At 53.2% G+C, this 12646-nt stretch carries 11 protein-coding genes and 1 pseudogene; 4 read left to right on the forward strand and 8 right to left on the reverse strand.

Going from position 1 to position 12646, the window contains the following annotated elements; genetic code table 11:
- From ACOTYB_RS11125 to mgrB, 3 genes and pseudogenes are all read right to left on the reverse strand, one after another.
- Positions 1–145 (reverse strand): annotated as a pseudogene (locus tag ACOTYB_RS11125) (DUF2627 domain-containing protein).
- A 668-nt stretch (positions 146–813) separates the two neighbouring features.
- Entirely contained in the window at positions 814–1101 is a 288-nt protein-coding gene (locus ACOTYB_RS11130) for a YebO family protein (RefSeq protein ID WP_003859907.1), read from the reverse strand.
- 74 nt (positions 1102–1175) lie between these two features.
- Positions 1176–1319 carry a PhoP/PhoQ regulator MgrB gene (gene mgrB, locus ACOTYB_RS11135; protein ID WP_003859906.1) on the reverse strand — a complete coding sequence of 48 codons (144 nt, stop codon included), beginning with the start codon at positions 1317–1319 and terminating at the stop codon, positions 1176–1178.
- A 160-nt stretch (positions 1320–1479) separates the two neighbouring features.
- Between mgrB and ACOTYB_RS11140 the strand changes: the two genes are divergently transcribed.
- Positions 1480–1719: a YobH family protein gene (locus tag ACOTYB_RS11140; protein WP_003859905.1), complete on the forward strand. Its 240-nt coding sequence runs from the start codon at positions 1480–1482 to the stop codon at positions 1717–1719.
- A 63-nt stretch (positions 1720–1782) separates the two neighbouring features.
- Here ACOTYB_RS11140 and kdgR read toward each other — a convergent pair whose 3' ends face one another.
- Positions 1783–2574 carry a DNA-binding transcriptional regulator KdgR gene (gene kdgR, locus ACOTYB_RS11145; protein WP_003859903.1) on the reverse strand — a complete coding sequence of 264 codons (792 nt, stop codon included), beginning with the start codon at positions 2572–2574 and terminating at the stop codon, positions 1783–1785.
- A gap of 178 nt (positions 2575–2752) precedes the next feature.
- Between kdgR and ACOTYB_RS11150 the strand changes: the two genes are divergently transcribed.
- Positions 2753–4126: an MFS transporter gene (locus tag ACOTYB_RS11150; RefSeq protein WP_409248895.1), complete on the forward strand. Its 1374-nt coding sequence runs from the start codon at positions 2753–2755 to the stop codon at positions 4124–4126.
- A gap of 51 nt (positions 4127–4177) precedes the next feature.
- Here the strand turns inward: ACOTYB_RS11150 and htpX are convergent, their stop codons facing one another.
- The 4 genes from htpX to ACOTYB_RS11170 all read right to left on the reverse strand — a co-directional run bounded on the left by htpX (position 4178) and on the right by ACOTYB_RS11170 (position 8601).
- Positions 4178–5059: a protease HtpX gene (htpX, locus tag ACOTYB_RS11155; protein ID WP_003859899.1), complete on the reverse strand. Its 882-nt coding sequence runs from the start codon at positions 5057–5059 to the stop codon at positions 4178–4180.
- Between the two features lie 193 nt (positions 5060–5252).
- Entirely contained in the window at positions 5253–7301 is a 2049-nt protein-coding gene (prc, locus tag ACOTYB_RS11160) for a carboxy terminal-processing peptidase (protein ID WP_220153145.1), read from the reverse strand.
- Between the two features lie 19 nt (positions 7302–7320).
- On the reverse strand, positions 7321–8007 hold the full coding sequence (gene proQ, locus ACOTYB_RS11165) for an RNA chaperone ProQ (RefSeq protein WP_003859895.1): 687 nt from the start codon (positions 8005–8007) through the stop codon (positions 7321–7323).
- A gap of 96 nt (positions 8008–8103) precedes the next feature.
- Complete coding sequence (locus ACOTYB_RS11170; protein ID WP_032609503.1) at positions 8104–8601, reverse strand: GAF domain-containing protein; 498 nt, start codon at positions 8599–8601, stop codon at positions 8104–8106.
- A gap of 132 nt (positions 8602–8733) precedes the next feature.
- On the opposite strand from ACOTYB_RS11170, the gene yebS reads away from it, so the two are divergent.
- Both yebS and ACOTYB_RS11180 read left to right on the forward strand, forming a co-directional pair.
- The gene (yebS, locus tag ACOTYB_RS11175) at positions 8734–10017 is read left to right on the forward strand and encodes a membrane integrity lipid transport subunit YebS (RefSeq protein WP_003859890.1); all 1284 of its coding nucleotides are present in this window, start codon (positions 8734–8736) and stop codon (positions 10015–10017) included.
- Positions 9986–12619, forward strand: a complete 2634-nt coding sequence (locus ACOTYB_RS11180) for a PqiB family protein (RefSeq protein ID WP_003859888.1) — start codon at positions 9986–9988, stop codon at positions 12617–12619. The genes yebS and ACOTYB_RS11180 overlap by 32 nt, the downstream gene beginning before the upstream one ends.
- Positions 12620–12646 lie beyond the last annotated feature (27 nt).

The raw sequence follows: 12646 nt of genomic DNA on the forward strand, positions 1-12646 counted from the left end.
TTAGAGTGTTTTCTTAGCCCGCGGGCTTTGACATAGATAAAACTGAGACATTACTGCTTGAGGCACTAATATAAGGTTCGGCAGAGAAGCGGTATTCAACGACAACGTGTTTACTCAGGACTTCTTTACTGAAAATGCCACACATAAACAGAACTGTACCTCGTTTGACCCAAAACGTGTTATCACACACAACGTTTAATATGGCAAGCCATTTTTAAACATGTCTCGATCCGCCGCACAAATTCAGGTGTTACTCCATAACAATCTGCACAGTTATGCGAATTGTCAAATGAAGCGCTACCTGACCTCACTGCCCGCAGGGTGCGTTGACGCGCCCTGTAATCAAAGACTTTTTAAACATAGCTCAATCATTTCAAAGCGTCCATCCCAATCCCTGATTTTCTTTAAAAGAATGACTGAGTTAGAACATTTTGTGAAAAGTTATGCTGAAAACATTGCAACGCACCGACATGTGTCAGGGAATATACGATGTTAATTACATTTTGCTAATTGTATTAAAACCCACCATTTAATTAGCGTTATTCTGCACCAAAATAATGAAATTTTTATGACTCTGCCTCAAAACAAGGCAAGCAAAACGTTTCGATAAAAATAAAACACTTCGGGAAAGATAAAACACACAATTTATTCAACGAAACGGTAATTATCGAATAAGGATAAATATTCACCAGTTTTCAGTATGCTGAAACAATAGTTAACTGCTGCTTAATTATATGTTGGGATGTTGTGGATCACATTTGATAAGGGAGGGGATTTACGCCGTACGTCAGGCCACCTCCCTTTCCGGGCAAACTATCGTTCGGCTACCAGGCGAATGAAGTCTTCCTCGTCCTGTTGTTGAGCAACAGCGTCCTTAGGTACCGCTTTCTCCTCCGGCTCGTTGGCTTCGCACAGACGACGCAGCAACGCATTCTGCCGTTTCTGCTGATCGAGCAATGCTTCCAGCAGTTCAATCTGCTCGTTTGTGCGGGAGCTGGCGCGGTTAACGAAGAACCACAGTACCAGCCCAACGACCAGCACCACCAAAGACATTACCAGGGATGCAATGCTCAGCAGCCCCGAATTCAGTAACTCACCCATTTCACCACCTCAGTAAAAACAGTCATTTTACCACTGCCGCCACGTAAGGACATCACTCAGCGTAAAAATGGCCTCTACCAGGGGATAAACTTATTGATTGAACAAATGCCGCTAAAGAATTGTACATCCTGATCGCACATCACATTGATAGTCTGCGTCCACAGCACCACACAAGCTATCAACACTATAATCAGAATTACCCAGCGTATTTTTTTCACTCCACACTCCGTCTTATGACCTGATGCAGCCAGGTTATCACGGTTATCTTAAACAGGGGCTAACTGTACCTTCAACAGACGCTTTTCGGAATCGTGCACTTGTTTCACTGCGTAAACCCGTTACGCTTACTCCATGACAACAAAGAAAAAAGAGGCAACGATGCGTTTACTTATTCGTACAGTAATTGTACTGGCCATTGTGTGGATCGGCCTGTTATTAAGTGGGTACGGCGTATTAATGGGAAGCAAAGAAAATGCCGCGGGTCTGGGTATCCAGTGTAAATATCTTACCGCCCGGGGGGTAAGCACGGCGCAGTACATCCATTCCGACAGCGGGATCATCGGGTTAACCAACTGTCCTGTGCTGCGTAAATCATCTGATGTGATTGATAACGGTTAATCAGCGTTGAATTTCGCTTACAAGAACGCCGCACTGTTGCGGCGTTTTTATTGAAAGCGTCGATCAGAACGGATAATCATTATAGCCCATCTGCTCTGAAATTTTGCGCGCTGCGGTATGCAGGATCGCCACATATTCATGAAGACGCTCTTCAGAGAAACGCAGCGTTGGGAACGAAATGCTCAGGCCCGCAATGACAACGCCGAAGCGGTCAAATACCGGCACACCGATGCAACGCAGCCCCTCTTCCTGCTCTTCGTTATCTTCCCCGTAACCCTGCTCACGCACGTTATCCAGCACGCTCAGCAGTTCATCCGTACTGGTAATGGTGCGGTCGGTGCTGCGTTTGTACTCCACCCCGTCAAGGATCTGCTTCACCTCTTCGCGATCGCGCCAGGCCAGCAGTACTTTACCAATTGCGGTGCTGTAGAGCGGGTTACGACGACCGATGCGTGAATACATGCGCAGGTTGTACATGGAGTCAATTTTGTGGATGTAAACAATGCTGTCTTCATCCAGCGCACCGAGGTGAATTGTCTCTTTCGTCAGTCGTGAAAGTTCACGCATCTGAATGTCAGCGCTGCGGATCAGATCCACGTTCTGCAAGGCGCGGGCGCCCAGTTCAAACAGTTTCAGCGTCAGAGAATATTTTTCTGATTCTCCTTCCTGCGCGACATAACCCAATGATTTCATCGTCTGCAAAAAGCGATAAACAGTGCTTTTCGACATCATCACACGCTGCGACAACTCTGTAATACCAATTTCACGCTCTTCTCCGAGCGCCTGCAAGATGCCAAACACCTTCAGCACGGAAGAAACAGAATCTGGCTGCTTATCCAAATCTGCGATTGCCATTTATCACCTCATGGAGAGTGTTTTATAAAAATCAGAACCGGTTTTTATTATAAATTCGTGTGATGCGTGCTGCAATCTATCTGGGTTTACTTCGTTACAAATCTGCGACATAAAACCGAAATAACGATGCTAAAATAGTTACTCTGAAAATAATTTCACGCTGAGTCATTCTTTTCCCATGCAAAAAAACATTTCTGATGGCCTGCCCTTACCGCAGCGGTACGGGGCAATTGCCACTATTGTCATCGGTATTTCGATGGCTGTCCTTGACGGTGCGATTGCCAACGTTGCTCTTCCTACCATTGCAAAAGACCTTAATGCTTCTCCCGCAAGCTCTATCTGGATTGTGAACGCGTACCAGATAGCAATTGTGATTTCCCTCCTGTCACTCTCTTTCCTGGGCGATATGTTTGGCTATCGCCGGGTTTACCAGTGCGGGCTGGTGGTCTTTACCCTCACCTCGCTCTTCTGTGCCCTTTCCGATTCACTGCACACCCTCACCCTGGCGCGTATCGCGCAGGGCTTTGGCGGCGCAGCGCTAATGAGCGTGAACACGGCCCTCATACGGCTTATCTATCCTCACCGCCACCTGGGGCGCGGCATGGGCATTAATTCCTTTATTGTGGCCGTGTCGTCCGCTGCCGGGCCGACGATTGCCGCCGCCATTCTGTCCGTTGCCTCGTGGCAGTGGCTGTTTGCCATTAATGTGCCGCTGGGTATTGTGGCGATCTTCTTCGCCCTGCGCTATCTTCCGGAAAATGGTCCGAAAAACACCATGCCGCGTTTTGACCTACCCAGCGCCGTGATGAACGCGCTGACCTTTGGCCTGCTGATTACCGCGCTGAGCGGATTTGCGCAGGGGCAGTCTCTGTCGCTCATTGCCGCAGAAATCGTTGCCATGCTTATCATCGGATTTTTCTTCGTACGACGTCAGCTGGCGCTGCCCGTGCCGTTACTGCCGGTGGATTTGCTGCGTATTCCGCTGTTTTCGCTATCCATTTGTACCTCCATTTGCTCGTTCTGCGCCCAGATGCTGGCGCTGGTTGCGCTGCCGTTCTTTTTGCAGAGCGTGATTGGCCGTTCGGAAGTGGAAACAGGCTTGCTGCTCACGCCCTGGCCTCTGGCAACCATGGTGATGGCCCCGCTGGCCGGTTACCTTATTGAGCGCGTTCATGCCGGGCTTCTGGGGGCGATTGGGCTGGTTGTCATGGCGGTGGGACTGTTTGCACTGGCGCTCCTGCCCGCCTCGCCAGGGGATCTGGATATTATCTGGCGCATGATCCTGTGCGGGGCCGGTTTTGGTCTGTTCCAGTCCCCTAATAACCACACGATTATCACCTCTGCCCCACGTCATCGCAGCGGTGGCGCCAGCGGGATGCTGGGCACGGCAAGACTGTTAGGGCAAAGCACCGGGGCCGCACTGGTAGCCTTGATGTTTAACCTGGCCGGGCAGAATGCGACACACGTTGCGCTGATTACCGCAGGGACACTGGCGACCCTCGCGGCTGTCATTAGCGGTCTTCGTGTCACCCAGCCAAAGGCGCAGGCATAAAAAAACCGGGCGGAGAAGGACTCCTGCCCGGTTGTTTTCAACCCGATTACGTTACTTCAGATATTCGCCGCTACGCAGCGCTTCAATACGTTTATCCAGCGGCGGGTGAGACATAAACAGCTCGCTCAGCGACTTTGACTTGCCGTTGATGCAGAAGGCCATCATGCTGTTTGCTTCCTGCGGCTCGTAGCTGGTTTTAAGACGTTGCAGCGCAGCAATCATCTTTTCACGACCCACCAGTTTCGCGGAACCGGCATCCGCATGGAACTCACGATGACGGGAGAACCACATGGTAATAATGCTTGCCAGGATACCGAACACCAGCTCCAGCACCATTGAAACAGCAAAATAGATCAGCGGGTTGCCGTTGCTCTCTTCACCCTCATCACGGTTGCCACCCATAAACCCGGCAGCAATCTGCGCCAGAATACGGGAAATAAAGATAACGAAGGTGTTCACCACGCCCTGGATCAGGGTCATGGTGACCATATCGCCATTAGCGATGTGGCTGATCTCGTGAGCAATAACCGCTTCCGCTTCGTCACGGCTCATGTTTTGCAGCAGACCGGTGCTGACGGCCACCAGGGACGCGTCACGACGCGCACCGGTAGCAAACGCGTTGATATCCGGCGCGTGGTAGATGGCTACCTGTGGCATGGCAATGCCTGCCTGCTTTGACTGCTGAGCAACCGTGCTCATCAGCCACTGCTCCATATCGTTACGCGGTTGCTCAATAACTTCACCGCCCACGGATTTCAGTGCCATCCACTTCGACATTAGCAGTGAAATGAAAGAGCCACCGAAACCAAACAGCAGCGCCATAATCAACAGACCCTGAACGCTGCTCGACTGAATTCCCGTCAGGCTTAGCACCAGCCCGAATACCACCATCACCGCCAGGTTGGTGAGCAGGAAGAGCGCGATTCGCATCATAATATTCTTTTAACCTCAGTTTAACAAAACGCACTATGCGATTACCCACATCGTATGGGTATTACGGCTATTTTCAAGCATCCAGACGGCGTAAGTCACCAGAAAGACACAACTTTACACAATTGGAAATCTGCCTGACGGAAGGATGAGTAACAAAAAGAAACAGGCACAATTTCTTGTGCCTGTTGGGGGATTATTTTGTCGGAGCAGGTTGCACAGCAGGTTTCTCTTTTTCCAGCTTCGCGAGATCAAGCGCGATATGCACCGTCTCGTCCAGATACGGATCGGGCTCCTGGTAATCCTTAGGCAGATCGTCCAGTTTTTTGAGCAGAGGCTTGCCTTTACGTTTGAAGCGATCGTTGATACGCGCCAGACGTGTCGCGTCATCTTCATTGTTCTCTTTCTCACGCTGAGCGTAGTTCAGAGACACAATGTTCCGTTTTGCTTTCAGGGCGTTGAAACGCGCGATGTCCTTCATGATGTACTGGAATTCCGGATCCTTCCCGATGCGATCGTTGTGATTTTTCAGCAGTTCCGGTCCGAACTGTTTCATATCACCCGATTTCACGAATGTCGCGGCATCAATGCTATCCCACGGCAGCGCGTTATCTTCAAACTTCTCGCCCGTTTCCGTCTCTTCGGTACCTGTCGGCATCATAATATCCGGCGTCACGCCTTTGCGCTGCGTGCTGCCGCCGTTGACGCGGTAGAACTTCTGAATGGTGTACTGTACTGAGCCCAGCGCCGGCCATTCAGGGCGCAGCATCTGGTCGTAAATACGGTTCAGAGAGCGGTACTGCTGAACGGTGCCCTTGCCAAACGTCGGTTCGCCGACGATTAACGCCCGGCCGTAATCCTGCATGGCAGCAGCGAAGATTTCCGATGCAGAGGCGCTGAAGCGATCGACAAGCACCACCAGCGGCCCCTTATAGTAGACCACACCATCGGTATCCGCATCTTCACGCACTTTACCGTTGTTATCGCGCACCTGTACCACCGGGCCAGACGGGATAAACAGCCCGGAAAGCGAGACGGCCTCGGTCAATGCCCCGCCGCCGTTGCTGCGCAGGTCAATGATCACGCTGCTGACATTCTGCTTTTCAAGCTTCTGAAGCTGCACTTTCACATCATCGGTCAGGCCGACGTAGAAACCTGGGATATCCAGAACGCCAACCTTCTCTTTACCCACGGTTTTCACCGACATTTTCACCGCGCGATCTTCCAGACGGATACGCTCACGGGTCAGAGTAACGATACGGGTTTTGGTCCCCTTACCGGCTGGCAGGATCTCAAGGCGAACTTTGCTGCCCTTCGGCCCTTTGATCAGCGCAACTACGTCATCAAGACGCCAGCCAATCACGTCCACCATGCTCTTTCCGGTTTGGCCCACACCGACAATACGGTCGCCTACGCTGATCGCTTTGCTTTTCGATGCAGGGCCACCGGCCACCATGGAGTTGATTACGGTGTAGTCATCGTCCATCTGAAGCACAGCACCGATACCTTCCAGAGACAGGCTCATTTCGGTATTGAACTGTTCGGTGTTACGTGGAGAGAGATAATTAGTGTGCGGATCAATTTCGTGCGCAAACGCGGTCATCGCCAGCGAGAAAACATCTTCACTGTTGGTCTGCGCCAGTCGGCGAATAGCGAACTTGTAGCGACGGTTTAACGTCTCACGGATCTCTTTCTCGTCTTTGCCTGTGAGCTTGAGGCTCAGTTCGTCATATTTGACTTTTCCATCCCACAGCGCATTCAGTTCAGCCTCGTCTTTCGGCCATGGCGCTTTGCTGCGGTCCAGATTAAAGGTGTCGTTGCCGGTGAAGTCCATAGGACGTTCCAGCACTTTCAGCGCGTATTGATAACGCTCAAAACGGCGCTTTTGCGATAAGTTGTACAGATCGTAGAACAGATCGAGTTTTCCGGAGCGCAGCTCATCACCCACTTCGGATTTGCGTTTAGCGAACTGTTCGACATCGCTGGCCAGCAGTACGTTATGGCTGTAATCCAGCAAGTTCAGATAACGGTCAAAGATTTTGGCCGAAAAGGCCTGATCGAGATCGAACTGACGATAGTGCGAACGAGTAAAGCGCGACGTCACGCGCTCACTCACCGTCGCGTGCTGAGTCTCTTCCTTGAGAACCGGAATTTGATCAACACGCGTAATATCGTCCACAGCGAAAGCGTGGCCTGTTATAGCAAACAGGCCAGCCAGCGCGGTGAGCTTAAAAAAAGTGTTCATGCCAGGCTCGGCCTCCGTTTCAGAACAACAAGTGTTCTGCGCGTACAATCATTGACATACCAGAAGTCAGCTGTACACGAACGCCATCTTTGGTGATTTCCAGTACGGTGGCGTCCATCGCGTTGTTACCCGCTTTCACCTTCAGAGACTGACCTACGCTCAGCGCATTGATGTCAGAAACCGGGGTGTGGCGCGGCTCTTCGCGCGGCGCACGTGGGGCTTTAGCTGCTGGTTTGTCAGCACGCGGTTTGCGATCGTTATTTTCAGTACGACGCGGTGCCGGGCGCGGTTTACGCTCGCGACGAGGGGCGTCTTCCTGACCGTTTGCCGCTGCGGCTTCGCGTTTTTTCGCCTGCTGTTCCGCACGCTGTGCCTGCACGCGAGCTTTGGCTTCTTCAAGCTGCTTACGCGCATGTTCTACGTGCTGCTCGTCCAGCTCACCGCACGGGTTGCCGTCAAGGTCGACACGGGTCGCACCCGGCTTGATACCGTACAGGTAACGCCAGCTCGAGGTATAAAGGCGCAAGGCAGAACGAAGCTGCGTTTTGCTGAGGTTCATCTCCCCCTCAACGCGCGCGACCAAATCCTGAAAGATACCGACTTTCAGAGGACGCGCTTCACCTTCAGCGCTGAAGCACTGCGGGAAACGCTCGGCCAGAAATGCGATAACTTCTTTACTGCTATTCAACTTAGGTTGATTTTCCATGAAATTTCCTGATTACAACGGACGTTGCCAACAAGCGCAGGCATGAACAGGCGACATTATAATGACGCTATCAGTAAATGCTACGTTATCCGTTGATTATCCTGCGACGCTCGCAAAGAATTTATGATAATCGGTGTCTGCCAGAACATTTTCCAGGTTTGCGGCCAGCGCGCGCAGCCCCTGCTCATCCTCGGCAGTAAAGCGACTGAAGACCGTGCTGTCGATATCCAGAACGCCAATAATCTGATTTTTAACCACCAGCGGCAGTACGATTTCAGAATTGCTGCTGGCATCGCAGGCGATGTGGCCGTCAAACGCATGAACATCTTCGACACGCTGAACCTGACGGGTCGCCACTGCGGTACCGCACACGCCGCGACCTACCGGGATACGCACGCAGGCGAGTTTCCCCTGGAAAGGCCCCAGTACCAGCGTGTCGCCTTCCAGCAGATAAAAGCCCGCCCAGTTCACGTCAGAAAGGCGTTCGAACAGTAACGCACTGGTATTTGCCAGAGTGGCTAAGAAACTGGTTTCCCCTGCCATTAATGCCTTAAAATCGCGATTCAGATCCGCGTAGAATTCTGTTTTGTTCATTATTCAATCACTTAGTTATCTTACATAGTTACCGCATAGCCTATTAAAATAAGCATTAAATGCGCTCATGCTCAAGATGAATCCGTTCATGAGTTATTATAACTTTCAACAATACTAATCTGTGTGCGACTGATGGCCCTAAAAACACCCCAAATTACGCCGACACGAAAGATCGTTGTCCGTACGGTAAGCCAGGCTCTGCCCCGTGCACATTATCAGCGTTGTCCCCAGTGCGATACGCTTTTTATGTTGCCGAAGATGAAATCGCACCAAAGTGCTTTTTGTCCATGCTGCGATGCCAAAATTCGCGATGGCCGGGACTGGTCATTGACGCGTCTGGCGGCAATGGCGGTCACCATGCTACTGCTGATGCCCTTCGCCTGGACCGAGCCGCTGTTAAAGCTCTACCTGCTTGGCGTGCGTATTGACGCTAACGTGTTGCAGGGGATCTGGCAGATGACGCGCCAGGGCGATCCGCTTACGGCCGCCATGGTGCTGTTCTGCGTCGTCGGCGCGCCGTTGGTGCTGGTCGCGGCAATTGCCTACCTGTGGTTTGGCAACATACTGGGGATGAACCTGCGCCCCGTCCTGCTCATGCTGGAAAAGCTCAAGGAGTGGGTGATGCTGGACATCTATCTGGTGGGCGTCGGCGTGGCGTCTATCAAGGTGCAGGATTATGCATTTTTACAACCTGGCATTGGCCTTTTTGCGTTTATTTCACTGGTCCTGCTGAGTATTCTGACCCTGATTCATCTCAATGTTGAACAGCTTTGGGAGCGATTTTACCCGCAGCGTCCCGCGACCCGGCCTGATGACAACCTGCGCGTCTGCCTGGGGTGCCATTACACCGGTTTTCCGGATAAACGCGGGAGATGTCCGCGCTGCCACATTCCGTTAAGATTGCGACGCAACAACAGCCTGCAAAAATGCTGGGCGGCGCTTATCGCCTCCCTGGTATTTTTGTTCCCGGCCAACATGCTGCCGATCTCCGTAATTTATGTGAACGGCGCCCGTCAGGAAGATACTATCCTTTCAGGGATTATCTCTCTGGCGCACAGTAACGTGGGGGTCGCCGCCATTGTTTTCATCGCCAGTATTCTGGTGCCCTTTACCAAAGTGGTGGTGATGTTTACGCTGCTTATCAGCATTCACTTTAAATGCGAACAAGGACTACGCACCCGCATCCTGCTTCTGCGATTCGTGACCTGGATTGGTCGCTGGTCGATGTTGGATCTGTTCGTGATTTCGCTGATGATGTCGCTCATCAATCGCGATCAGTTACTTGCTTTTACCATGGGACCCGCAGCTTTTTATTTCGGCTCTGCGGTGATATTGACTATTCTTGCAGTGGAATGGCTGGACAGCCGCTTACTTTGGGACGCACATGAGTCAGGAAACGCCCGCTTCGCCGACTGAAGCGAGAATTAAAACAAAACGCCGCATTTCGCCATTCTGGTTGCTACCTGTCATCGCGCTGATGATCGCAGGCTGGCTTATCTGGACGAGCTATGAAGATCGCGGAAGTACCATCACGATTGATTTCCAGTCTGCGGACGGCATTGTCGCCGGACGTACCCCCGTTCGCTTCCAGGGGGTGGAAGTGGGTACCGTGCAGGATATTTCCCTCGGCAAAGGGCTGAACAAAATTCAGGTCCGGGCGAGCATTAAGTCTGATATGCAGGATGCCCTGCGCGCCGAAACGCAGTTCTGGCTGGTCACGCCTAAAGCCTCCCTGGCCGGCGTTTCTGGGCTGGATGCGCTTGTGGGCGGTAACTATATCGGCATGATGCCCGGCAAAGGCGAGCCACAGGATCACTTTGTTGCGCTGGATACCCAGCCGAAATATCGGCTGAATAACGGCGATTTGATGATCCACCTCCGCGCGCCGGATTTGGGCTCGCTGAACAGTGGTTCTCTGGTCTATTTCCGCAAAATTCCGGTTGGTCGCGTTTACGACTACGCCATTAACCCGAACAAAGATGGCGTGACCATTGATGTACTCATCGAGCGCCGTTTTACCAACCTGGTGAAAAAAGGCAGCCGCTTCTGGAACGTCTCCGGCGTCGATGCCGACCTGAGCTTAAGCGGTGCGAAAGTGAAGCTTGAGAGCCTGGCGGCGCTGGTGAATGGCGCTATCGCCTTCGACTCACCTGCTGACTCCAGCCCTGCCGCCGCAGAAGATACCTTTGGCCTGTACGCCGACCTGGCGCACAGCCAGCGCGGTGTCATCGTCAAGCTGACCCTGCCGGATGCCAAAGGCCTGAAAGCCGGTTCGACCCCGTTGATGTACCAGGGTTTAGAGGTCGGGCAACTGACAAAATTAACCCTCAATGCGGGCGGCTCCGTTACCGGCGAAATGACGGTGGATCCGAGCGTGGTGGATCTCCTGCGGGAAAAAACGCGCATTGAACTGCGTAATCCGAAGCTCTCCCTCAGCGACGCCAGCATCAGTTCCCTGCTGACGGGAAGCACCTTTGAGCTGATCCCCGGTGAAGGCGCGCCGAACAAAAACTTTGTTATCGCCCCGGCGGATAAAGCCCTGCTGCAAAAACCGGGCGTATTGACGGTTACGCTGAATGCGCCGGAAAGCTACGGTATCGAAGCCGGGCAACCGCTGATCCTGCACGGTGTGCAGGTGGGCCAGGTCCTCGAACGTAAGCTGACAGAAAAAGGGGTCTCCTTCTCCGCCGCTATCGATCCGCAGTACAGCAATCTGGTTCACGGCGACAGTAAATTTGTGGTTAACAGCCGGGTCGACGTGAAGGTGGGTCTGGACGGCGTTGAGTTCCTCGGCGCCAGCGCCAGCGAGTGGGTTAACGGCGGGATCCGCATTCTGCCGGGCAGCAAAGGTGCGCTGCGCGAGAGTTATCCGCTGTTCGCCAATCTGGACAAAGCCATTGAAAACAGCCTCGGCGACCTGCCGACCACCACGCTGACCTTAAGCGCTGAAACGCTGCCGGACGTCCAGGCAGGCTCCGTCGTGCTTTATCGTAAGTTTGAAGTCGGGGAAGTGATCACCGTTCGTCCTCGTGCGGACGCGTTTGATATCGAACTGCATATCAAGCCGGAGTACCGCAAGCTGCTCACGCCAAACAGCGTGTTCTGGGCTGAAGGCGGCGCGAAAGTGCAGCTCAACGGCAGCGGGCTGACCGTACAGGCGTCTCCCCTCTCCCGTGCCCTGCGCGGTGCGATCAGCTTCGATAACCTGAGCGGCGCGGGCGGCAACATGCGTAAAGGTGACAAGCGGATCCTCTTCCCGTCCGAAACCGCGGCGCGCGCGGTCGGGGGGCAGATTACCCTGCACACCTTTGATGCCGGTAAACTGGCTGAAGGCATGCCCATCCGCTATCTCGGCATTGATATCGGGCAGGTCCAGAAGCTGACGCTGATCACCGCGCGCAACGAAGTTCAGGCGACCGCCGTGCTTTATCCGGAATATGTGCAGACGTTCGCCCGGGCAGGCTCGCGCTTCTCGGTGGTTACGCCGCAAATTTCTGCCGCAGGGGTTGAGCATCTCGACACCATACTTCAGCCGTACATAAACGTTGAACCGGGTCGCGGCAACGCGCGTCGTGAATTTGAGTTGCAGGAGGCAACCATCACCGACTCCCGTTATCTGGACGGTCTGAGCATTGTGGTTGAAGTGCCGGAAGCCGGTTCGCTGGGCATCGGTACGCCGGTCCTGTTCCGCGGCATTGAAGTGGGGACAGTAACAAGCCTGACGCTGGGTAATCTGTCCGATCGCGTGATGGTCGGCCTGCGCATCAGCCAGCGTTATCAGCATCTGGTTCGCAACAACTCGGTGTTCTGGCTCGCTTCAGGCTACTCGCTGGACTTCGGCCTGACCGGTGGCGTGGTCAAAACGGGGACCTTTAATCAGTTCATTCGCGGCGGCATTGCCTTCGCGACGCCGCCTGGCACGCCTCTGGCGCCTAAGGCGCAGGCAGGTAAACACTTCCTGCTGCTGGAAAGTGAACCGAAAGAGTGGCGCGAATGGGGAACGGCGCTGCCGCGTTAATCTCGCAGGCTCCGGTGTCAACGCGCC

The sequence above is a fragment of the Enterobacter cloacae complex sp. IR5450 genome, from assembly GCF_049238665.1.
GTDB lineage: Bacteria > Pseudomonadota > Gammaproteobacteria > Enterobacterales > Enterobacteriaceae > Enterobacter > Enterobacter hormaechei_C.